Below are 22,512 nucleotides of genomic sequence, written 5' to 3' on the forward strand. Positions count from 1 at the left end.
GCGAGCTACATATGGATCGGCTTGCCCTGGACCGCCATCGCCGCTTCCTTGAGCGCCTCGGAGTGCGTCGGGTGGGCGTGGCAGGTGTAGGCGATGTCCTCCGACGACCCGCCGAACTCCATCACCGCCGCCGCCTCGGCGATCATCGCGCCAGCCATCGAGCCGAGGATGTGAACGCCGAGGACGCGGTCGGTCGCAGCATCGGCGAGGACCTTGACGAAGCCGTCGGTCTCGCGGTTCGCCTTCGCCCGGCTGTTGGCGCTGAACGGGAACTTGCCGGATTTATACTCGACGCCCGCCGCCTTGAGTTCCTCCTCGGTCCGGCCGACCGAGGCGACTTCGGGCTGGGTATAGACCACCGCCGGGATGACCGCGTGGTTGACCAGCCCGTTGAGCCCGGCGATGTTTTCAGCGCAGGCGATGCCCTCGTCCTCGGCCTTGTGCGCGAGCATCGGCCCGGGGACGACGTCGCCGATCGCCCAGATGCCCGCGACGCTCGTCGAGAAGTCGGGGTTGATCGGCACCCGCCCGCGCTCGTCGAGCTTGAGCCCGGTCGACGCGAGGTTGAGGCCATCGGTGTTCGGCCGCCGCCCGATCGACAGCAGGACGATATCAGCGGCGATCTCCTCGCGCGCGCCGCCCTTCGCCGGTTCGACGACGACGATCGCCCCCGCCCCGTCGCGCCGCGCCTCGATAACCTTGGTCGCGGTCCGCAGCACCATGCCCTGCTTGGCCAGCAGCTTGGCGAAGGCGATCCCGACCTCGGCGTCCATCGCGGGGACGACACGGTCGGCGTATTCGACGACGGTGACCTTCGCGCCAAGCCGCCGCCACACCGAGCCCATCTCGAGCCCGATATAGCCGCCGCCGATGATCACCAGATGCTCGGGCACCTTGGGCAGCGCGAGCGCCTCGGTCGAGGTGATCAGCACCTCGCCGTCGGGGACCATGCCGGGAAGGAGCAGGACTTCCGACCCCGTCGCGATGATGAAGTTCTTCGCGGTGATGCTGCGGTCGCCGACCTTGAGCGTCTTCGCGTCGGTGAAGCTGCCCTCGCCCTTGATCCACTCGACCTTGTTCTTCTTGAACAGGAAGGCGACGCCGTCGGTCAGCTCACGGACCGCCTTGTCCTTCTCACCCATCAACGTCGGCACGTCGATCTCCACGCTCGGGAAGGTGATGCCGAACTTCTTGAGGTGGCCGCCGCGCGCCTCATCGTAATATTCGGATGCGTGGAGGAGCGACTTCGACGGGATGCAGCCGACGTTGAGGCATGTGCCGCCGAGCCGGTCGCGCTTCTCGATGCACGCGGTCTTAAGGCCGAGCTGGGCGGCGCGGATCGCGGCGACGTAACCGCCCGGGCCGGAGCCGATTACCACTACGTCGAAGTCGTCGGCCATGTCGTACCCTCGCTGGCGCTGCACCGCAGCAGATAGGCGGTCGGGACCCGTCGCGCTACCCCGGAGGGGAACCAACATCGTCCGCGACCAGTTTGCCGACGATGCGCGCCCCCATCGATCTGATCACCGCCAAAGTTAACAGCTTTGTCGCCGAGTTTTTCCTGCTGCTACCGAATATGGTCGCGGCGATCGTCTTCCTCGCGATCGCATGGTTCGTCTCTCGGCTCGTCAAATCGGCGATCGCTCGCGTCGCGGCGACGCGCGGGCGCAATGATCTCGGCAATTTGCTCGGTAGCTTGGCCAAGGGCGGAATTCAGATCATTGCAGTGCTGTTCGCGGCTGCGATCGTCTTCCCGAGCGTCAATCCCGGCGGGGTGTTCGCAACGCTCGGCGTCGGATCAGTGGCGATCGGCTTTGCTTTCAAGGATATCTTACAGAATTTGCTCGCCGGGCTGCTTCTACTCGTCAATCGCCCATATCGGCGTGGCGACCAGATCGTCGTCAAGGGGTTCGAAGGTACGGTCGAGCACATCGAAAGTCGTGCGACGCTGATCAAGACCTACGACGGCCGCCGCGTCATCATCCCGAACAGCGACGTCTATACTTCGCCGGTCGTCGTCAACACGGCGTTCCCGCACCGCCGCGACGAATATCTCATCGGGATCGGCTATGGTGATGATCCCGAGGCGACGGCGGCAACCTTCGTCGCGGCGATCGCCGCAGTCGAGGGCGTGCTGGCGGACCCCGCGCCCGACGCACTGGTGTGGGAACTCGCCGAGTCGACGGTGAACATCAAAGCCCGCTGGTGGGTCAGCTCGAAGCGGACCGATGTCGTCCACGCGCGTGCCCGCGTCATTCTCGCGATCCATAAGACGGCGACAGCGCACGGCATCGACCTGCCGTTCCCGACGACGGTTGTCCTGCTCCACGACCAGAGCGAGGAAACCGACGGCGATCGGACGAAGCAGCGCGAGGGCTGGCCCGCCGGCACCAACCCGCCGAAGCCGCGCCGCCGGATACTGCCGGCCGGAGATGCCGCTACAGATCGATCAGCAGACGCGCCGGATCCTCGATCGCGTCCTTGACCGCGACGAGGAAGGTGACCGCCTCGCGGCCGTCGACGAGGCGGTGGTCGTAGCTGAGCGCGAGGTACATCATCGGGCGGATGACGATCTGGCCGTCGCGGACGACCGGGCGGTCCTCGATCCGGTGCATGCCGAGCACACCCGACTGCGGGGTGTTAAGGATCGGGGTCGACATCAGCGAGCCGAAAACGCCGCCGTTGGTGATCGTGAAGGTGCCGCCCTGCATGTCGGCCATCGTCAGCTTGCCGTCGCGCGCGCGGCGGCCGAAGTCGCCGATCGCCTTTTCGATATCGGCGAAGCTGTGCTTGTTAGCGTCCTTGAGGACCGGGACGACGAGCCCGCCCGGCGACGACACCGCGATGCCGAGGTCGGCGTAGTCGCGGTAGACGATCTCGTCGCCCTCGATTGCGGCGTTGACCGACGGGATGTCGCGCAGCGCGAGGACGACCGCCTTGGCGAAGAACGACATGAAGCCGAGGCGGACGCCGTGCTTCTTTTCGAACAGATCCTTGTACTTGGTCCGCGCCGCCATCACCGCGGTCATGTCGACGTCGTTGAATGTCGTCAGCATCGCCGCGGTGTTCTGCGCTTCCTTCAACCGCCGCGCGATCGTCTGGCGGAGGCGGGTCATGCGAACGCGCTCCTCCTTGCGCTCGGGCGCAGCAGCGGGGCCAGCCGGAGCGGCGGCGGCGGGCTTACCGATGACCTTTGCCGTCCCCGCCTCGATTGCGGCGAGAACGTCGCCCTTCGTCAGGCGGCCGTCGAGGCCGGTGCCGGTGATCGACGCCGGGTCGAGGTTATAGTCGCCGAGCAGGCGGCGGACGGCGGGGGCGATAGCCTCAAGCTCGTCATGCGATGCAGGGGTCGGTGCGAGCGCGGGTTCGGCGGGCGCGGTCTTCGACGGCAGTGGCTCGGCGGTCGGTGCGGGGGCATCTGCCTTGGTTTCGGGCTTCGGCGTCTCGGCCTTGCTCGGCTCGGCCTTTGCAGCCGCAGCCTTGACGTTCTCGACGACCGCCGGAGTCGGGGCCGCCATCTGTGCCGGAGCCCCTGCCCCGCTCTCGATGCGTGCGATCAGCGCGCCGACGTTGACGGTGTCGCCGACCTTGAACAGCTGCTCGCCCATCGTGCCGGCGACCGGCGACGGCACTTCGACCGCGACCTTGTCGGTTTCGAGGCTGACGATCGGTTCGTCGGCGGCGACCGCGTCGCCGGGGGCCTTGAGCCACTCGCCGACGGTCGCCTCGGTGATCGATTCACCCAGCGCGGGAATGGTGACGTCGGTTGCCATGATCTAGTTCCAAACAATGCCGTCGAATGAGAATATGAGGCCGCGCGGCGTCACTCGGCCGCCTGGACCGACTTCAGCCCGCCGCGGATCGCCGCGGTAACTTCGGACCGCGTCGCGCCGAGCGCTTCGGCGATCAGCTTCGCCTGCTCGGCATTGTGGCGCTTGAGCAGCCCGGTCGCGGTCGCAGCCGCCGCCGCGCGTCCGGCGTAAGCCGGGCGCTTTTCGAGCGCGGCCTCGATCAGCGGTGCGACGAAGCTCCATGCGCCGGCGTTGCGCGGCTCCTCCTGTGCCCAGACGACCTCCTCGAGGCCGGTGAAGCGCGCGGCGTAGTCGGCGACGACGTCGGCCGGGAACGGGTAGAGTTGTTCGACACGCAGGATGTAGATGTCGTCGCGGGCGTTCTTCTCGCGCGCTTCGAGCAGGTCGTAATAGACCTTGCCCGAACACAGCACGAGCCGCCGGACCTGCGCGTCGGGGACCGGGTTGATGTCGTCGAGGCAGCGGTGGAAGCTCGATCCCGCCGCCATGTCGGCGAGGCTCGATACCGCGCGCTTCGACCGCAGCAGCGACTTCGGCGTCATCACGACCAACGGCTTGCGGAAATCGCGCATCATCTGGCGGCGCAGCAGGTGGAAATAGTTCGCCGGCGTCGTGCAGTTCGCCACCTGCATATTATCCTCGGCGCAAAGCTGGAGGAAACGTTCGAGCCGCGCCGAACTATGTTCGGGCCCCTGCCCCTCGAAGCCGTGCGGCAGCAGCATGACGAGCCCGGTCGCGCGCAGCCACTTCGCCTCGCCCGCGGCGATGAACTGGTCGATCATTACCTGCGCGCCGTTGACGAAGTCGCCGAACTGGCCTTCCCACAGCACGAGCGTCTTGGGGTCGGCGAGCGAATAGCCGTATTCGAAGCCGAGCACGCCGAACTCGCTGAGCGGTGAGTCGAGCACCTCGAACTTCGCGTCGATCGACTTCAACGGCGTGTACTTGCTGCCGTCGACCTGATCGACCCAGACCGAGTGACGCTGCGAAAAGGTGCCGCGCCCCGAATCCTGTCCCGACAGGCGGACGCCATAGCCGTCCTGCAACAGCGTGCCGAACGCCAGCGCCTCGGCGGTCGCCCAATCGATCCCCTCGCCGGTGGTGATCGTCGAAGCCTTGGCGTCGAGAATGCGGGCGAGCGTCTTGTGGACGGTGAACGCCGGCGGCACGGTCACCAGCGCGGAGCCGACGGTGCGCAAGTCGTCGGTGGCCACACCGGTCTCGGCAGCGCGGCGTCCGGTGACTTCTTCCTTCGGCTTGCCGAGGCCCGACCAGCGACCCTCGAACCATTCGGCCTTGTTCGCCTTGTACCCGGTCGCGGCGGCGAAATCGCCTTCGAGGCGGTTGGTAAACTGCGCGATGTTGTCGGCGACCCATGCCTCGTCGACGACGTTTTCGGCGATCAGGCGCTTGGCGTAGAGCTCGCTGACCGGCGGGTGGTGGCCGATCGCGGCGTACATCAGCGGCTGGGTAAAGCTCGGCTCGTCGGACTCGTTGTGGCCGAAGCGGCGGTAGCACCACATGTCGATGACGACGTCGCGCTTGAATTGCTGGCGGAATTCGGTCGCGACCTTGGTGGCGAAGGTCACCGCTTCGGGGTCGTCGCCATTGACGTGGAAGATCGGCGCCTGGACGATCTTGGCGACGTCGCTCGGGTACGGCGACGAGCGCGCGAACTGCGGGCTGGTGGTGAAGCCGATCTGGTTATTGACGACGTAATGGATGCAGCCGCCGGTGTTGTAGCCGGTCAGGCCGGAAAAACCGAAGCATTCGGCGACGATCCCCTGGCCCGCGAATGCGGCGTCGCCGTGCATTAGGACGGGGAGGACTTCGCCGTGGTCTTCGTCGCCGCGCACCGTCTGGATCGCGCGGACCTTGCCGAGGACGACGGGGTCGACCGCTTCGAGGTGCGACGGGTTCGGCGTCAGCGACAGGTGGACCTTGTTGCCGTCGAACTCGCGGTCGGTCGAAGTGCCGAGGTGGTACTTGACGTCGCCCGACCCGCCGACGTCGTCGGGGTTCGCCGAACCGCCGCCGAATTCGTGGAAGATCACGCGGAACGGCTTCTGCATGACGTTGCCGAGCATGTTGAGCCGCCCGCGATGCGGCATGCCGAAGATGATCTCCTTGATGCCGTTCTGGCCGCCGATCTTGATGATCGACTCCATCGCCGGGATCATCGATTCACCGCCGTCGAGACCGAAGCGCTTGGTCCCGACGTATTTCTTGCCGAGGAAACGCTCGAACTGCTCGGCTTCGATCAGCTTGTTGAGGATCGCCTTCTTGCCCAGCTCGCTGAACTGGATTTCCTTGTCGCGCCCTTCGATGCGCTCCTGGATGAAACGGCGCTCCTCGACGTCGTTGATGTGCATGTACTCGACGCCGACGTTGCCGCAATAATTCGCGCGCAGGATCGAGACGAGTTCGCGGACGGTGCCGCGTTCCATGCCCAAAGCACCACCAAGGAAGATTTCGCGGTCGAGGTCGGCCTCCTTGAAGCCATGATATTCGGGCGTCAGGTCGGCGGGCAGGTCGCGCTTGGTCAGGCCGAGCGGATCGAGGTTCGACGCGAGATGGCCGCGCACGCGATAGGTGCGGATCAGCATCATCGCGCTGATCGAGTCTTGCGCGGCCTGCTCGATCGCGGCGGCGTCGTGGGCCGGTGCGTGTGCGGCCGGTGCGGGGGCGGGCGCAGCGGCGGCCGGCTTGCCGGGTGCGGGCTTCGCGGCCTTCGGCGGCAGGTCGATCCCCGATGCATCGAGCGCCAGTGTCAGCGCATCGGTCGGCTGCGGCGGCCAATCGGCGCGCGCCCACGACGGCCCGGCCATGTCGCTGGCCGCGGGAATTCCGCCCTCATAGTCCATTGGTCACGTCCTCGGATTGTCGCCCGCGCGAGGGGTCATAACGGCGGGGTCACCGTATGTCACCCCGCCATGACGGAGCTTCAACCCCGCAGCAGCTCGATCAGCGTCGTGCCCAGCGCCGAGGGTGAATCGGCGACACGGATCCCGGCGGCGCGCATCGCCTCGATCTTGTCCTCGGCCTTGCCCTTGCCGCCCGCGACGATCGCCCCGGCGTGGCCCATGCGGCGGCCCGGAGGAGCCGTGCGACCGGCGATGAAGCCGACCATCGGCTTCTTGACCTTGTTCAGGCGGATGAACTCGGCGGCGTCTTCTTCCGCAGCTCCCCCAATTTCGCCGATCATGATGATCGACGTCGTCGCGGGGTCCGCTAGGTAGAGTTCGAGGACGTCGATGAAGTCAGTGCCGTTGACCGGATCGCCGCCGATGCCAACCGCGCTGGTCTGGCCAAGCCCGACAGCCGTCGTCTGGTGGACAGCCTCGTACGTCAGCGTTCCCGAACGCGAGACGACGCCGACCGAGCCCTTCATGAAGATATTGCCGGGCATAATGCCGATCTTGCACTCGCCTGGCGTCATCACGCCGGGGCAGTTCGGCCCGATCAGCCGCGACTTCGACCCCGACAGCGCGCGCTTGACCTTGACCATGTCGAGCACCGGGATGCCCTCGGTGATGCAGACGATCAGCCCGATCTCGGCGTCGATCGCCTCCAGGATCGCGTCGGCGGCGAACGGCGGCGGGACGTAGATCACGCTGGCGTCGGCGTCGGTCCGCTCCTTCGCCTCGAGCACGGTGTCGAATACCGGCAGGTTGAGGTGGGTCGATCCGCCCTTACCGGGGGCGACGCCGCCGACCATCTTGGTGCCGTACGCGATCGCCGCCTCGGAGTGGAACGTCCCCTGCTTGCCGGTAAAGCCCTGGCAGATGACGCGCGTGGCGGCGTTGACGAGAATGCTCATGGGTTAGGCCGCTTTCTTCACTTCGGCGACGATCTTCGCCGCTGCGTCGCCGAGATTGTCGCCGCTGATGATCGGCAGGCCGCTCTCCGCGAGAATTTTCTTGCCCAGCTCGACGTTGGTGCCTTCGAGGCGGACGACCAGCGGCACGCTCAAATTCACTTCCTTCGCCGCGGCGATGATGCCCTCGGCGATGATATCGCAGCGCATGATCCCGCCGAAGATGTTGACGAGGATGCCCTTCACGTTCGGGTCGGACAGGATGATCTTGAACGCCGCCGTCACTTTCTCGGTCGTCGCGCCGCCGCCGACGTCGAGGAAGTTCGCCGGCTCGGCACCGTTGAGCTTGATGATGTCCATCGTCGCCATCGCGAGGCCGGCGCCGTTGACCATGCAGCCGATCGTGCCGTCGAGCTTGATGTAGCTGAGGTCGTACTTCGACGCCTCGACCTCGGCGGGGTCCTCCTCGGTGAAGTCGCGGAGTTCGGCGACGTCGGGGTGGCGGAACATCGCGTTGTCGTCGAAGCCGACCTTGGCGTCGAGGACGAGCAATTTCCCGTCGTCGGTGACTGCGAGCGGGTTGATCTCGACCTGCGCCGCGTCGGTCGACACGAACATGTCGTACAGCTGCGCGACGACCTTCTGGCACTGCTTGCCGAGGTCGCCGGTCAGGCCGAGCGCGAAGGCGACGCTGCGCCCGTGGTGCGGCTGGATGCCGGCGGCGGGGTCGACCATGAAGGTGTGAATGCGCTCCGGCGTGTGCTCGGCGACGTGTTCGATGTCCATGCCGCCCTCGGTCGAGGCGACCAGCGCGATCTCGCTCGACTGGCGGTCGACGAGCAGCGCGAGATACAATTCGCGGGCGATGTCGACGCCGTCGGTGACGTACAGGCGGTTGACCTGCTTGCCGTGCTCGCCGGTCTGGATCGTGACCAGGGTGTTTTCGAACATGTCGTTCGCCGCGGCGCGGACCTCGTCGAGCGTCTTCGCCAGCCGGACGCCGCCCTTGGCATCGGGACCGAGTTCCTTGAACTTGCCCTTGCCGCGCCCGCCGGCGTGGATCTGCGCCTTGACGACGTACAGCGGCCCGGGGAGCTTGCCGGCGGCCGCGACCGCTTCGTCGACCGACATCGCGGCATAGCCCGCCGGAATGGCGACGCCGAATTTGGCGAGGAGTTCCTTCGCCTGATATTCGTGGATGTTCATTGGCGCGGTGTTCCCCGGCAGATGCTAGACGCACCGCTCTATGGAATGCCCGTCGGCCGACCGCAAGGCGGAGCTTAACTACGCGCCGCGTCGACGGCGGTGTCCGCCTCCAGCATCCGGGTCAAGGCGTCCGCGGTTACCGGGCGGCTGAAGTGGTTCCCCTGGACGACGCGGCAGCCGAGGCCGCGAAGAATTGCTGCCTGTCCGGCGGTCTCGACACCTTCGGCGACGATCTTCATCCCGAGGTTGCGCGCGAGCCCGATCACCGCCGCGACGATCGTCGCATCGTCGTCATTGTCCTCGACGCTCGAGACGAAGCTGCGGTCGATCTTGATGATATCGACCGGAAACCGCTTGAGATGCGACAGCGAGGCGAACCCGGTGCCGAAGTCGTCGAGTGCGATCGCGATTCCCGCGGCGTTGAGCGCGTTCAACGTCTCCTCGACCCGCTCCGACCCGCGCCCGAGGAAGACGCTCTCGGTGACCTCGACCTGGAGATACGCCGGCGGCACGCCCGCCTCCGCAAGGGTGTTGAGCATGGCGTCGGCATAATCGACCCGGCGCAATTCGGCGGCCGACGCGTTGATCGAGACATGGCCGACGTCGATGCCCTGGTCGATCCAGCCGCGGATGTCCTTGACGACCCGCCGGAGAATGCAGACACCGATCCCGACGCCGAGGTCGAAATCGTCGAACGCTTCCTCGATCTCGGCGGGAAGGCGGATCTTGCCGGTGCTGTCGCGCAGCCGGGCCAGCGCCTCGCAGCCGACGATGGCCCCGGTCTCAAGATCGAATTGCGCCTGATAATACGGGAAAATGTCGCCGCTGCGGATCGCGGCGCGAACGACATTGAAGATCTCGACCCGCCGTTCGACATCATCGCCGAGCGCGCGCCGATACATCCAGACAACGCTCCGTCCCGCCGCCTTCGCCCGGTACATCGCGATATCGGCGTGTTTGAGCAGGGTCTTGCTGTCCCGGCCCGCCCGCGGCGAGCACGCGACGCCGATGCTCGCGGACACATCGAGCTGGCGCCCCTCGAACACATAAGGTTCGCGCAGCTTTTCGATCAGCTGGGCCAATCGCCGCTCGACGAGGAAGTCGCTGCCGCAGTTGGGCAGGATCAGGACGAATTCGTCGCCGCCAAGCCGCGCTGCCATCTCGTCAGGCATGAGAAAATCGTCGAGCCGCGCCGCGACGACCTTGAGGAGGGCATCGCCGGCGTCGTGGCCATAAGCATCGTTGACCTGCTTGAAATGGTCGAGGTCGAGCAGTGCGAGAGCAACCCGGGCCGGCGGATCGCGCCCGATCTGCTTGGCCAGCAGCGCGTCGAGCTGCTTGTGGAAGTACACCCGGTTGCCGAGCCCGGTCAGCGCATCGTGATGCGCCGACCACTGGAGCTGTGCCACACAGCGCCGCAGCTCGAGCTCGACGACGACCTGCGCCGCGAGGGCTTCGAGCATCTGCGCCTGAATTGGCGACAATCCTTCGTCGCGCTTTTCCGTATGAAGGACACACAACGCACCAATACAATGTCCATCGGGTGTCGTCAGCGGTGCCCCCGCGTAGAAGCGTAACGACATCTCGCCAGCCACGAATGGGCTGTCGAAGAACAACGGGTCGACCGATGCATCCGGAACAACAAGAAGCTCGCCGCGATCCACGGTATGCGTACAAAATGAAACTGCGCGCGGGGTTTCCGAAACCGTAACGCCAATATTCGATTTGAACCATTGGCGATCGTCGTCGACGAGGCTCACCAACGCCATCGGGGTCGAACAGATCTCGGCAGCAGCGCGACTGATCCGGTCGAACGACGCCTCAGCCGGTGTGTCGAGGACATCGTACTTGTACAGTGCAGCGAGCCGCGCCTTTTCCTGCAACCTAGTAAGCGGCACAATTCCTCCGAACGTACGCGGTACGTAAAGCAACCTGTAAACTCGCAATCATCTCCCGGCCGAACGGCTGTTGGGGGTGGTCACGCAAATCCTTGAACCTAGCTATCGTACCATTCAAGACACTGGATATACGATACTGTACAAAACTCAATGGTGGAGGGATGCTTGTCACGGGCATTCAGCGTTGATTCCGCTGAACATTCACGCTGTTTATATTTTATCTACCACGAACGGACAAAAAAAAGGCGACGTGCCGAGGCACGCCGCCATAACTATCGAAATGTGGTGTTTAGACTAGTTCAGCGAGTTATCGATCGCCCGGCATGCAGTCAGCAACTCTTTTACCGCCTCGACCGACTTGGCAAAGTTCGCCTTTGCTTCGTCATTGAGCGCGATCTCGACGATCTTCTCGACCCCGCCCGCGCCGATGACGCACGGCACGCCGACGTACAGGTCGTTGACGCCGTACTGGCCGGTCAAATTCACCGCGCACGGGATGACGCGCTTCTGGTCGTAGAGATATGCCTCGGCCATCGCGATACCGCTGGTGGCGGGGGCGTAGTAGGCGCTGCCGGTCTTGAGCAAAGCGACGATCTCGCCGCCGCCAGCGCGGGTGCGTGCGACGATCGCGTCGATGCGCTCCTTGGTCGACCAGCCCATCTCGATCAGCGCCGGGATCGGAATGCCGGCGACGGTCGAATATTCGATCACCGGGACCATCGTGTCGCCATGACCGCCGAGAACGAAGGCGGTGACGTCCTTGACGCTGACCTTGAATTCGTCGGCGAGGAAGTGGCGGAAGCGGCTCGAGTCGAGGACGCCCGCCATGCCGACGACCATGTGGTGCGGCAGCTTCGAGAATTCGCGCAGCGCCCAGACCATAGCGTCGAGCGGGTTAGTGATGCAGATAACGAACGCGCCGGGAGCATTGGCGGCGATGCCCTCGCCGACCGCCTTCATCACCTTGAGGTTGATCCCGAGCAGGTCGTCGCGGCTCATCCCCGGCTTGCGGGCGATCCCGGCGGTGACGATGATGACGTCGGCGCCGGCGATATCGGCATAGTCGTTGGTGCCTTTGAGGACGGCGTCGAAGCCCTCGACCGGGCCGCACTGCGCGAGGTCGAGCGCCTTGCCCTGTGGCACGCCCTCGACGACGTCGAACAGGACGACATCGCCAAGGCCCTTGGCGGCGGCGAGGTGCGCGAGCGTCCCGCCGATGTTGCCGGCGCCGATAAGCGCGATCTTGTTGCGGGCCATGTTTTATCCTCGGGTCTAGGGGGCGCGGACGCTGCCGCTGGAGACGGCGTCGGCTTAGTCGCTCGCTTGGTTACTCGCAACCGCCGTCGTCTCGCGGACCCAGACCATGCGGCCGACGCGCGCTTCGGGTATGCCGTCGCTGTCGGGCATCCGTGCGGGGGCGGTCGACAATTCGAGCCGGTCACCGGCGACGGTGTAGCTGCGCGCCTGCTCGGTCCCGACCCATGGCGCGATCGACGCGACATCGACCGCGGTGACGAAGCTGCCGGGCGACGGCACACGGTAGTGCCCCGAATAGGCGATGAGCGGCGCGCTCGCGTCGCCAACCGCTTGGCCCACGATCAGCGCCGACATGCGGCCGTCGGCAAGGACGATGAGCACACCCGACGGGGCGGCGCCGAACGGCTCCGTCCGCGCGCCGGTGTTGCGGTCCTCGACCTGGTGCGAGCGCAGCAGCCAGGTTCCGATCAAGGCGTCGTCGGTCATCTACCCCTCCCCTACCGCGCCGTCGGGCGCTGGTTCAGGCCTCGGTGCCGTGGCCCAGCGCAAGATAATCGGCCGACTGCATCTCCTGCAAGCGCGACACCGTCCGCTCGAATTCGAACGCGCCGTCGCCCGCCGGGTACAGCTCTTGCGGCGGCGCATCGGCGGCGACGAGCAGCTTGACGCGGTGCTCGTACAACTCGTCGATCAACGTGACGAAGCGCGCCGCCTCGTTGCGGTTCGCCGGCCCCATCACCGGCACGCCGACGAGGATAACCGTATGGAAGCGCCGCGCCACCGCGAGATAGTCTGCCGCCCCGAGCGCCGCGCGGCACAGGCGGGTGAACGAGAAGACCGCGACACCCTTGATCGCCTTGGGGACGAACAATGTCCGCCCGCCGGGCACCGCGATCGTTTCCGATGGAACGCGGACGCGGTCCTCGACGGGGAAGTCGGTCAGGCGGAAGAAGGCGGCGCTGAGCGCGGCGGTCGCCTCGGGGCCGTTCGGAACGTAGTAGGTAGGTGCGCCGCCTAGCCGGTCGAGGCGATAATCGACCGGGCCATTCAACGGCACGATGTCGAGCCGCTCCTCGAGCAGCGCGATGAACGGCAAGAACAGCTGGCGGTTGAGGCCGTCCTTATACAGGTCCGCCGGCGGCCGGTTCGACGTCGCGACGATCGTCGTCCCCGCTTCGAACAATGCCGTGAACAGCCGCGACAGGATCGCCGCGTCGGCGACATCGCGCACCTGCATTTCGTCGAAGCACAACAGCTTGGCGCTCGCCGCGACCGCCGCCGCGACCACCGGGATCGGATCGTCGCCCGAATGCTGGCGATGGGTGTGGATCGCGGCATGGACCTCGATCATGAACTCGTGGAAGTGGACCCGCCGCCGCGGCTCGGTCGTCGCGTGCGCGAAGAACAGGTCCATCAGCATCGACTTGCCGCGCCCGACCCCGCCCCACAGATAGATGCCGCGCAACGCCTCGGCCTTCGCCCCGAACAGCCGTCCGATCAGCCCGTGCTTCGGCTCGACCGCGAGCGCGCGCCGCAGGCGATACAGCTTTTCCGCTGCCGCCGCCTGATCAGGATCAGGCTGGAGTTCGCCCGCCGCAACCAGTTGCCGGTAAGCGGTGTTCAGCGCGCCGGCGGGGACGGCCGTCACGATGCCGTCGGAACGACCGGACGCCGGGTGATCTTGCGCATCGTCCCGGTGAACGAACAGACGTTGTCGCCGCCCTGCGTTACCAGCCCGCGGACGAAGAACATCTTGCCGGTTTCCTTGAGCACCTCGCCGTGCGCCTCGATCGGCTCGCCGACAATCCCGGCGGTGAGGAAATCGGTCGCGCAACTCAACGTCACTGCCCCCTCCCCCTTCGAAAAGCGCGGGCGAATGATCGCGAACATCGCCATGTCGACGAACGACATCAGGAAGCCGCCGTGGAGGAAACCATGGCCGTTCGAGTGGCTGCGATCGGTGTCCATCTTGGTCTCGACACCGTTTGCGGTGACGCGGAAATACATCTGGCCGAGGAGATCGTGGAAGCGCCCATCGGGCTTGCCGATCCACGGCACCCAGCCATCGGCATCGGGGGCGGGGTAATTTGTTTCGCTCATGCGGCGGTGGTTAGCGGAGGGGGACAGTTGCAACAAGGGCGGCCACAGCGGCAATCACGCGAACCGGAAGACGGTGATCATGACCGCGAGGATGAGCGAAACCAGCCCAGCCGACCACCAGATCGACCGGATTTCAACCCGCCGCCCGAGCTCAATCAGCAGCGCCTGGATCTGCAGCTGGAGGATGAGCACCGCCGACGCGATCGCGAAGTTGATGACTAGACCATAAGTGTGCACGGCGGGAAGATCGACCAGCGAGAACATCAGGACGACCGGCGACGCGACGATCGCCCCGACCTGGACGCGCGGCCACGCCATGACGAGCCGGTCGAGCCCGCGCATCAGCCGGATATTGATCGGGTTGTCGAGCATGAACGAGCGATAGAACAGGCTCTTCGTGCGCGGTTCGGGACCGAATGCCAGCCGGGTGGACTCGATGATGGCCGGATCGAGCGCGGCGGCGAACGGGTTGATGATCCCCGGCGAATTGGCGAGCAGCGTATCGAAGCCGGGCCGCGCCGCCTCGGTGATCGTCGTCCGCAGCAGGCGCAGCGTCATCACTTGACGCGCGGCATGGATGAAGCTGGCGAACAGCGCGACCGTAACGAGAGTGACGGCAGCCAAGCGCGACAGGACGACGCCGAAGACGTTGATCGTATCATCGATAGTGGTCGCCCGCGTGACGGCGACGAGCACGAGCAGCAGCGACGCGACGGGGAAGGTCAGCGTCGCCGCCAGACTGGCTAACGACGCCTTGGCCGCGTCCAGCGCCGCCTTGTCGATGGCATCGTCGCTCGCCATCCGCAGGCTAGACGGCCCTCTCGACCATCATTTTCTTGATCTCCGCGATCGCCTTCGCCGGGTTCAACCCCTTCGGGCAGACGTTGGCGCAGTTCATGATCGTGTGGCAGCGGTACAGCCGGAACGGGTCCTCGAGGGCGTCGAGCCGCTCGCCGGTCATCTCGTCGCGGCTATCGACCAGCCAGCGGTACGCCTGCAACAGGATCGCCGGCCCGAGGAACTTGTCGCTGTTCCACCAATAGCTCGGGCATGCGGTCGAGCAGCACGCGCACAGGATGCATTCGTACAGCCCGTCGATCTTCGACCGGTCCTCGACCGTCTGGATGCGCTCGCCGTCAGCGGGGGCGGGCGTAACGGTCTGGAGCCACGGCTTGATCGAGGCATATTGCGCGTAGAAGTGTTTGAAATCGGGGACGAGGTCCTTGACGACGTCCATGTGCGGCAGCGGCGTGATCCGCACCTCGCCCTTGATGTCCTCGATCGCCTGGGTGCACGCGAGCGTATTGGTCCCATCGATGTTCATCGAGCACGACCCGCAAATCCCCTCGCGGCACGAGCGGCGGAAGGTCAGCGTCGGGTCGATCTCGGCCTTGATCCGGATCAGCGCGTCGAGGACCATCGGCCCGGTGGTGTCGAGGTCGAGCTCATACGTGTCGTAGCGCGGATTGGCCCCGTCGTCGGGGTTCCAGCGGTAAATCTTGAACGCCTTGGTGTGCGTCGCCCCGGCGGGCGCGGGATAGCGCTTGCCGTCGTTGCGAATGCGCGAGTTCGTCGGAAGGGAAAATTCGGCCATGCTTCGGTCCTGTCTTGCCCGGCGGGCATAGGGGGTTGCGCGGCGAGGCTCAACCCGCATCTCGTCGCACCGCCGCTTGTGCGGAAAGGGTATAGATATTATACCGTGACGTGTTCGAATATAATCCTGCGAAGAGCGTGACCAACGCCGCGAAGCACGGGATCGATTTCGAGGAGGCGCAGGCGATCTGGAACGACCAGAACCGCGTCGAAACCGGAGGTGCATTTCATGGCGACGAACAGCGAAGCCGCGTCATCGGCCAAATCGCAGGGAAATGCTGGACGGCGGTCATCACCCGCCGCGGCGAGCGCATCCGCCTCATCTCAGTCAGACGCGCCCGCGACGACGAAGCCCGCTTCTATCTCGGTTGAAGAGTTCGACCGGAAGTTCGACGACGGCGAAGACATCAGCGAATATCTCGACTTCACCACTACCCGCCGCCCCGGCCTCGACCCAAAGCGCGTCAACGTCGATTTCCCCTCATGGATGGTCTTCAGCCTCGATCGGGAGGCGAAAAAGCGCGGCGTGACGCGGCAGGCGCTGATCAAGATGTGGCTCGCGGATCGGCTCGAGGCGGCTAAATAGCGCCGTTGCAAGCCGCCGGTTCTTTAGCACCTCCAAGCTAATCTGCGCCACCGCAGCGGTTGTTCGCTTCAACGTGATTGCTACATCGATACGGCGACACAACGAAGGAAATACCATGACCGATCGGCTTGCCGGCAAGACCGCCCTCGTGACGGGAGGATCGCGCGGCATCGGCGCGGCGATCGCGAAACGGCTCGCTGCCGACGGGGCCGATGTCGTCATCACCTTCGCCGGCAACCACGAAGCCGCCGCCGCGACGGTCGCCGCGATCACCGCATCGGGCCGCAAGGGCGAGGCGATCCAGGCCGACGGCGGCGATCCGGTCGCGGTCAAGGCGGCGGTCGAGCAGGCGGCGGCGACGCTCGGCGGCATCGACATCCTGATCCACAATGCCGGCACCTTCGAGCCCGCCCCGCTCGGCTCGACCGAAGACGCGAGCTACCGCAAGCAGTTCGGGCTCAATGTCGACGGCGTCTATTTCGGTACGACCGCGGCGTTCCCGCACCTGCGCGACGGCGGCCGGATCATCATCATCGGCAGCGTCAACGGCCACACATCGCCCTTCCCCGGCGTCGCGGTCTATGGCGCGACCAAGGCGGCGGTCGCGGGCCTCGCCCGCGGCTGGGCGGTCGACCTCGCCCCGCGCAACATCCTCGTCAACGTCGTCCAGCCCGGCCCGATCGACACCGATCTCAACCCGGCAACCGGCGACTTCGCCACGCTGCTGACGTCGCTGACGCCGCTCAAGCGCTACGGCACCGCCGAAGAAGTCGCCAACCTGACCGCGTTTCTCGCCAGCGACGAGTCGAGCTACATCACCGGCACGACGATCGACATCGACGGCGGCTTCTCGATCTGACGATGCTGGGGCGCGGGTTTAGTAAACCCGCGCCTTCGGCTTGATGTACGCAATCTCATCACTCAGCGTGTAGCTGTGCACCGGGCGGGTATCGAGCCGCACGCCGCCATCCCTGAACCAGCCGAGCGAGTGCTTCATCCAGCTGTCGTCGTCGCGCTTGGGGAAGTCCTCGTGCATGTGCGCGCCGCGGCTTTCGTGGCGTGATGCGGCCATGTGCATCGTCAGGACTGCCTGGCCGATCATGTTATCGAGTTCAAGCGTCTCGATCAGGTCGGTGTTGAACACCATGCTGCGGTCGGCGATGCCGATGTCGGCCATCTGCTGATAGACCGCGTCGATCTTGCGCTGGCCTTCCTCGAGCACCTCCGACGTGCGAAACACGCCGGCGTTCGCCTGCATCGTCTTCTGCATCGCCAGCCGCACCGCCGCCGTCGGCGATCCGCCCTTGCTGAAGCGGTAGCCGTCAAGGCGCCCGAGCGCGAAGTCGGCGCTGTCCTCGGGCAGCGGGCTGTGCGTGGTGAACGGCTTGATCGTCGCGCCGACGCGGTGCGCGGTGGCACGGCCGAAGACGACGAGGTCGATCAGGCTGTTCGAGCCGAGGCGGTTGGCACCGTGGACCGAGACGCACGCCGCCTCCCCCACTGCGAACAGGCCGGGGACGACCGAGTCCGGGTCGCCGTCCTTCAGCGTGACGACTTCGCCGTGATAGTTCGTCGGGATGCCGCCCATGTTGTAATGGACCGTCGGGGTGACCGGGATCGGCTCCTTGGTGACGTCGACCCCGGCGAAGATCTTCGCGGTTTCGCTGATCCCGGGGAGGCGCTCGTGGAGGACCGCCGGGTCGATGTGGTTGAGGTGGAGGTTGATGTGATCGCCCTCGGCACCGACGCCGCGGCCTTCGCGGATTTCCATCGCCATCGAGCGGCTGACGACGTCGCGGCTGGCGAGGTCCTTCGCCGACGGGGCATATCGCTCCATGAAGCGCTCGCCCTGCGCGTTGGTCAGGTAGCCGCCCTCGCCGCGCGCGCCCTCGGTGATGAGGACGCCTGCGCCGTAGATGCCGGTCGGGTGGAACTGGACGAACTCCATGTCCTGCATCGGCACACCAGCGCGGATCGCCATGCCGCCGCCGTCGCCGGTCGAGGTGTGCGCGCTCGTCGCCGAGAAATAGCAGCGGCCATAGCCGCCGGTCGCCAGTACGACGCTGTGCGAGCGGAAGCGGTGGATGCTGCCGTCTTCCATGTTGAGCGCGATGACGCCCTTGCACTCGCCGTCGACCATGATGAGGTCGATCGCGAAATATTCGATGTAGAAGTCGGTGTCGTGCTTGAGGCTCTGTTGATACAGCGCGTGGAGCATCGCGTGGCCGGTACGGTCGGCAGCGGCGCAGGTGCGCTGCGCGGGAGGCCCGTCGCCCATGTTCTGCGTCATGCCGCCGAACGCGCGCTGATAGATCTTGCCTTCCTCGGTACGGCTGAACGGCACGCCAAAATGCTCGAGCTCGTAGACCGCCTTGGGGGCTTCACGGCACAGATATTCGATCGCGTCCTGGTCGCCGAGCCAGTCCGACCCCTTGACGGTATCGTACATGTGCCACTGCCAGTGGTCGGGCCCCATGTTGCCGAGCGACGCGGCGATGCCGCCCTGCGCGGCGACGGTGTGCGACCGCGTCGGGAACACCTTGGTGATGCACGCGACCTTGAGCCCGGTCTCGGCGATACCCATCGCCGCACGGAGGCCCGAGCCACCCGCGCCGACCACGACCGCGTCGTAGGTGTGATCGATGATCTTATACGCTTCGGCCATAAACTACGCTCCTAGCGCGATCTTCAGCACCGCGAACACGGCCGCTGCCGCACCCCCGAGTGCGTAGAAATTAAGGGCAAGCAGCGCGAGCAGCTTGGTCCCTTCGTTGTGCAGATAGTCCTCGATGAAGACCTGCACCCCAAGACGAAAATGGTAGAAGACCGACACGATGAGAAGGAGCATCGGGATCGCAGCGACAGGCTGCCGCAGCCACAGCACGACGCTGGCGTAATCGAGCCCCGGCATCCGCACGAGGCTGATGACGAACCACAGCAGCAGCGCGATGTTGGCGACCGCAGTCACCCGCTGCTGCCACCAATGGCCGACGCCGCTTTTTGCTGCGCCGAGTCCGCGGACCCGGCCGATCTCGGTTCCCGTTCCCATTCTCAGATGCCCTTGGTGAAGTAGATCGCGGCCCAGGTCAGCAGGGTCAGAACGAGCGAGCCGACGATCGTCATGGTCGCGAAGGTCTGGCTGGTGTGGACCTCGAGCGCCGCGCCGGTGTCCATCACAAGGTGGCGGATGCCGCTCATCATGTGCTGGAAAAAGACCCACGTCAGCCCGACGCCGACGAGGATGCCGAACCAGCCGGTCGCGACACCGTAGAAGGTCGCGTACGCCGCCGGGCCCGTCGCGGCGGCGACAAGCCACCACAGGAACAGCACGACCGCGCCGAACGCCATCGCGTTGCCGGTCGCGCGATGCAGGATCGACACCGTCATGTTGACCCGCCACCGCCAGATCGACAGGTGCGGGGAGAGCGGACGGCTGGGTCCGGGAGCGCGCGGGCGGGTGGCTGAGGCCATTAGTTCCTCGGGAGTCTTTGGATTGGCGACGGTTTAACCCCTTGGCGCGCGCGCGCAACCGTTCATCGCGGCGGTGCGGCAGCGGCGGTCCGGCGGAGGAAGGTCGAATAGCGCGGGTTGTCGACCGCGAGACGGGCAAGGTTCGCAGCGGTGAGGGCGGCGAGGAGGCCGGGGGTGGCGGGGGTGAGGGTGCCGTCACGGAGGGCAATACAGATCGCGGAGCGGAGGGCGGCGGCCTCATCCCCTTCTCCCTCGTCATCCCCCTCTTCCCTGTCATCCCCCTCTTCCCTGTCATCCCCGCGCACACGGGGACCGAATGTCGCGACAGTTGTGACCTTGGGTCCCCGCGTGCGCGGGGATGACAGGTTGATGGAGGCTAACGCCGCCACCTCCGCCACATCCGGCCTCGCCACGAGCTCCCGCTCGACAATCGCCAGCGCATTCGCCGCGACCTTCGCATGAAACCCCTCGCGCCCCTCGATCTCGAGCCCCGCGATAAACTCGCGGACCGCCGCGACCAGCTCGCGCGTGCTCGGATGCCCCGCCATCAGATGCTCCCGTGTTCGATCACCCACAGCAGGTCGGCGGCGACCTCGGTGACCCGCCGCCCGATCGCCGCGCGCTCGACCGACCGCACCCGCCCCGACAGATGGTCGTCGGCGAGCTGGAGGCACGACATCCCCCAGCGCAGCGTGCCATAGACCTCCCAGACATGCGCCCGCGCCGGGTTGACCGCGGCTCCCCCGGCGGCCTCGTACGCGGCGTATAGCTCTGCCCGCTCGCCGAAGCCGCCAACGGGGCGCTGCCACTGCCCAAAGCGCCACGCGTTGACGCACAGCCAGCCGAGGTCGGCGTGATGGTCGCCGAGATGCGCGAGTTCCCAGTCGAGCACCGCCGCCAGCCCGCGCTCGTCGACGATGAAATTGCCGCTGCGGAAGTCGCCGTGACACACCACCCGCGCCGGGGCGTCGCCGATCCGCTCGGCCAACCATGCGAAGGCGAGGTCGAACGCCGGTTCGTCGACGCCGAAGCTGCGGTACAGCGCGAACATCGCCGCGCACTGTGCTGCCGCCGTGCCCCGGGCGAGCGGCAAATGCGCGACTGCGTCGAGCGGGATCGCATGGATGCGCGCGAGCGCCGCGCCGCATTGCGCGGTCATCGCCGCCCGCGCCGCCGCGAAGACGTCGCCTTTGAGCCAGCGCGACGCGAGGCTTTCCCCCTCGACCCGCGCCATGAAGAAACCGTCGCCGAGATTGTCGTCGGGTGAGGCGATCGCGATGACCGGGGCGACGGGGACGCCGTGTGCGCCTGAGATCCGCTGGAGTTCGGCCTGCACCGATTTCGCCATGCCGATCTGGCCCTCGCCGCGCTGGAAGATCAGCGGCCATGGGGTGCCGTTGCGAAGGGCCTCGACCGCGAACGTCGCCGACGACGCGCCGCCCGAGAGAGGAGTGACGCGCTCGACCGTCGCGTCATGCCCGGCTCGTTTCAGCAGCGCCGCCAGCGCAGCGATCACCCCGCCGCCCCGAAATCGATCCCCGGCCCGTTTCCCGCATACGCCCGCAGCAACCGCTTCCCGACGCTGGTGATATGCACCTCGTCGGGCCCGTCGTAGATCCGCGCTTCCCGCGCATGCCGGTACATGATGTGGAGCGGCGTATCGGGCGTCAGGCCCTTCGCGCCGAACACCTGCACCGCGCGGTCGACGACATTGTGGAGCATCTTCGCGCCGACGACCTTGATCAGCCCGATCTCGACCCGCGCGTCCGACCCGGCATCGATCTTCGCCGCCGCGTCGAGCGTCAGCAGCCGTGCCGACTGGATTTCGGCCGCGCTGTCGAAGACGAACTGCTGCATCAACTGCTTGTCGGCGAGCTTTTCGCCCCCCGCCGACCGCTCGTTCAACCGGCGGCACATCAGGTCGAACGCGCGCTGCGCCTGCCCCAGCCAGCGCATGCAATGGAAGATGCGCCCCGGCCCGAGCCGCATCTGCGCAATCGCGAACCCCTGCCCCCGCGGCCCGAGCAGATTCGCCGCCGGCACGCGAACGTCGTCGTAGGCGACCTCGTAATGCCCGTTCAGCCCGTGGTGCAGCCCGAGCACCGGCGTATCGCGGACGATGCGGTAGCCCGGCGTATCGGTTGGCACGACGATCATCGAGAACGCCGCATGCGGGGCCGCGTCGCCGCTTTCGGTCCGGCACATCACCGTCGTATACGCCGCCCCCGCCGCGCCGGTGGTGAACCACTTGCGCCCGCGGATGAGCCATTCGCCACCCTCGAGCGTCGCAGTCGTCTGGAGCTGCGTCGGATCGCTCGAGGCGACATCGGGCTCGGTCATCGCGAAGCTCGGGAAGATCGTCCCCGCGACCAGCGGCAGCAGATACTTTGCCCGCCACTCCGGCGCAGCGTAGCGGTCGAGCATCAGCGCGTCCTGCAACGAGTGCGTCCCCAGCGCGACCATCGCATGCTGGCTCCGCCCGATCACCTCGTTGACATCTACATAATCGAGCAACGGCATCCCCTGCCCGCCGATCGCCACCGGATGCCCGAGCGCCCACAGCCCCTCGGCCTTGGCAGCCGCCATCAACTCAGCGAGCTTCGCCCGCGCCGCGTCGGGCGCCCCGTTGTCGAGCACGTCCTCCGCCGGATAGACGCGATCCTCGACGAACGCCTTGACCCGCGCGCGCATGTCGACCCAGTTCGGTGCAACCATCGCCTCACTCCCCGTTTTCCGGCGAGGTTAGGCCGCTGCGGTCAGAACGCAACGCCG

General features: G+C 66.3%; 22 protein-coding genes. 4 read left to right on the plus strand and 18 right to left on the minus strand.

Going from position 1 to position 22,512, the window contains the following annotated elements:
* Nucleotides 1-5: 5 nt before the first annotated feature.
* Nucleotides 6-1,400, minus strand: a complete 1,395-nt coding sequence (gene lpdA, locus KZX46_RS17175) for a dihydrolipoyl dehydrogenase (RefSeq protein WP_219774992.1) — start codon at nucleotides 1,398-1,400, stop codon at nucleotides 6-8.
* Between the two features lie 101 nt (nucleotides 1,401-1,501).
* Here lpdA and KZX46_RS17180 point away from each other — a divergent pair, with 101 nt between their 5' ends.
* Nucleotides 1,502-2,485 carry a mechanosensitive ion channel family protein gene (locus KZX46_RS17180; RefSeq protein WP_219774993.1) on the plus strand — a complete coding sequence of 328 codons (984 nt, stop codon included), beginning with the start codon at nucleotides 1,502-1,504 and terminating at the stop codon, nucleotides 2,483-2,485.
* Here the strand turns inward: KZX46_RS17180 and odhB are convergent.
* The 11 genes from odhB to KZX46_RS17235 all read right to left on the minus strand — a co-directional run bounded on the left by odhB (nucleotide 2,439) and on the right by KZX46_RS17235 (nucleotide 15,684).
* Complete coding sequence (odhB, locus tag KZX46_RS17185) at nucleotides 2,439-3,773, minus strand: 2-oxoglutarate dehydrogenase complex dihydrolipoyllysine-residue succinyltransferase (RefSeq protein WP_219774994.1); 1,335 nt, start codon at nucleotides 3,771-3,773, stop codon at nucleotides 2,439-2,441. The genes KZX46_RS17180 and odhB overlap by 47 nt on opposite strands.
* 50 nt (nucleotides 3,774-3,823) lie before the next feature.
* Nucleotides 3,824-6,676, minus strand: coding sequence for a 2-oxoglutarate dehydrogenase E1 component (locus KZX46_RS17190; protein ID WP_219774995.1), 2,853 nt, complete (start codon nucleotides 6,674-6,676; stop codon nucleotides 3,824-3,826).
* An 80-nt stretch (nucleotides 6,677-6,756) separates the two neighbouring features.
* Nucleotides 6,757-7,632 (minus strand): succinate--CoA ligase subunit alpha, encoded by an 876-nt coding sequence (gene sucD / locus KZX46_RS17195; RefSeq protein WP_216708006.1) that lies wholly within the window; start codon nucleotides 7,630-7,632, stop codon nucleotides 6,757-6,759.
* A gap of 3 nt (nucleotides 7,633-7,635) precedes the next feature.
* Nucleotides 7,636-8,835, minus strand: coding sequence for an ADP-forming succinate--CoA ligase subunit beta (gene sucC, locus KZX46_RS17200; protein WP_216708007.1), 1,200 nt, complete (start codon nucleotides 8,833-8,835; stop codon nucleotides 7,636-7,638).
* A 74-nt stretch (nucleotides 8,836-8,909) separates the two neighbouring features.
* Nucleotides 8,910-10,733 carry a bifunctional diguanylate cyclase/phosphodiesterase gene (locus KZX46_RS17205; protein ID WP_219774996.1) on the minus strand — a complete coding sequence of 608 codons (1,824 nt, stop codon included), beginning with the start codon at nucleotides 10,731-10,733 and terminating at the stop codon, nucleotides 8,910-8,912.
* Nucleotides 10,734-11,027: 294 nt separating this feature from the next.
* Nucleotides 11,028-11,990: a malate dehydrogenase gene (gene mdh, locus KZX46_RS17210; RefSeq protein WP_219774997.1), complete on the minus strand. Its 963-nt coding sequence runs from the start codon at nucleotides 11,988-11,990 to the stop codon at nucleotides 11,028-11,030.
* Between the two features lie 54 nt (nucleotides 11,991-12,044).
* Entirely contained in the window at nucleotides 12,045-12,476 is a 432-nt protein-coding gene (locus tag KZX46_RS17215) for a lipocalin-like domain-containing protein (protein ID WP_219774998.1), read from the minus strand.
* Between the two features lie 34 nt (nucleotides 12,477-12,510).
* Nucleotides 12,511-13,638, minus strand: coding sequence for a cell division protein ZapE (gene zapE / locus KZX46_RS17220; protein WP_226896021.1), 1,128 nt, complete (start codon nucleotides 13,636-13,638; stop codon nucleotides 12,511-12,513).
* Nucleotides 13,635-14,090, minus strand: a complete 456-nt coding sequence (locus KZX46_RS17225) for a PaaI family thioesterase (protein ID WP_216708011.1) — start codon at nucleotides 14,088-14,090, stop codon at nucleotides 13,635-13,637. The genes zapE and KZX46_RS17225 overlap by 4 nt, the downstream gene beginning before the upstream one ends.
* Nucleotides 14,091-14,144: 54 nt before the next feature.
* A complete protein-coding gene (locus KZX46_RS17230; protein ID WP_219774999.1) occupies nucleotides 14,145-14,891 on the minus strand; it encodes a hypothetical protein in 747 nt (248 codons plus the stop codon).
* A 7-nt stretch (nucleotides 14,892-14,898) separates the two neighbouring features.
* Nucleotides 14,899-15,684: a succinate dehydrogenase iron-sulfur subunit gene (locus KZX46_RS17235; protein ID WP_219775000.1), complete on the minus strand. Its 786-nt coding sequence runs from the start codon at nucleotides 15,682-15,684 to the stop codon at nucleotides 14,899-14,901.
* A 137-nt stretch (nucleotides 15,685-15,821) separates the two neighbouring features.
* Here KZX46_RS17235 and KZX46_RS23000 point away from each other — a divergent pair, with 137 nt between their 5' ends.
* From KZX46_RS23000 to KZX46_RS17245, 3 genes are all read left to right on the plus strand, one after another.
* Nucleotides 15,822-16,055 carry a BrnT family toxin gene (locus KZX46_RS23000; RefSeq protein WP_255615056.1) on the plus strand — a complete coding sequence of 78 codons (234 nt, stop codon included), beginning with the start codon at nucleotides 15,822-15,824 and terminating at the stop codon, nucleotides 16,053-16,055.
* 34 nt (nucleotides 16,056-16,089) lie between these two features.
* Entirely contained in the window at nucleotides 16,090-16,269 is a 180-nt protein-coding gene (brnA, locus tag KZX46_RS23525) for a type II toxin-antitoxin system BrnA family antitoxin (RefSeq protein WP_369426592.1), read from the plus strand.
* A gap of 115 nt (nucleotides 16,270-16,384) precedes the next feature.
* On the plus strand, nucleotides 16,385-17,128 hold the full coding sequence (locus KZX46_RS17245; RefSeq protein WP_219775002.1) for an SDR family NAD(P)-dependent oxidoreductase: 744 nt from the start codon (nucleotides 16,385-16,387) through the stop codon (nucleotides 17,126-17,128).
* A gap of 18 nt (nucleotides 17,129-17,146) precedes the next feature.
* Here KZX46_RS17245 and sdhA read toward each other — a convergent pair whose 3' ends face one another.
* From sdhA to KZX46_RS17275, 6 genes are all read right to left on the minus strand, one after another.
* Nucleotides 17,147-18,934: a succinate dehydrogenase flavoprotein subunit gene (gene sdhA, locus KZX46_RS17250; protein WP_219775003.1), complete on the minus strand. Its 1,788-nt coding sequence runs from the start codon at nucleotides 18,932-18,934 to the stop codon at nucleotides 17,147-17,149.
* Between the two features lie 3 nt (nucleotides 18,935-18,937).
* Nucleotides 18,938-19,318 carry a succinate dehydrogenase, hydrophobic membrane anchor protein gene (gene sdhD, locus KZX46_RS17255; protein ID WP_219775004.1) on the minus strand — a complete coding sequence of 127 codons (381 nt, stop codon included), beginning with the start codon at nucleotides 19,316-19,318 and terminating at the stop codon, nucleotides 18,938-18,940.
* Between the two features lie 2 nt (nucleotides 19,319-19,320).
* On the minus strand, nucleotides 19,321-19,740 hold the full coding sequence (sdhC, locus tag KZX46_RS17260) for a succinate dehydrogenase, cytochrome b556 subunit (protein WP_216708017.1): 420 nt from the start codon (nucleotides 19,738-19,740) through the stop codon (nucleotides 19,321-19,323).
* Between the two features lie 62 nt (nucleotides 19,741-19,802).
* The gene (locus tag KZX46_RS17265; RefSeq protein ID WP_219775005.1) at nucleotides 19,803-20,288 is read right to left on the minus strand and encodes a DUF6285 domain-containing protein; all 486 of its coding nucleotides are present in this window, start codon (nucleotides 20,286-20,288) and stop codon (nucleotides 19,803-19,805) included.
* A complete protein-coding gene (locus KZX46_RS17270; protein WP_219775006.1) occupies nucleotides 20,288-21,256 on the minus strand; it encodes a phosphotransferase family protein in 969 nt (322 codons plus the stop codon). Before KZX46_RS17270 ends, KZX46_RS17265 begins: the two co-directional genes overlap by 1 nt.
* The gene (locus KZX46_RS17275; RefSeq protein WP_219775007.1) at nucleotides 21,253-22,455 is read right to left on the minus strand and encodes an acyl-CoA dehydrogenase family protein; all 1,203 of its coding nucleotides are present in this window, start codon (nucleotides 22,453-22,455) and stop codon (nucleotides 21,253-21,255) included. Before KZX46_RS17275 ends, KZX46_RS17270 begins: the two co-directional genes overlap by 4 nt.
* Nucleotides 22,456-22,512: the final 57 nt, after the last annotated feature.

The organism is Polymorphobacter sp. PAMC 29334 (assembly GCF_019431245.1).
In the GTDB taxonomy this organism is placed as follows: domain Bacteria; phylum Pseudomonadota; class Alphaproteobacteria; order Sphingomonadales; family Sphingomonadaceae; genus Polymorphobacter_B; species Polymorphobacter_B megasporae.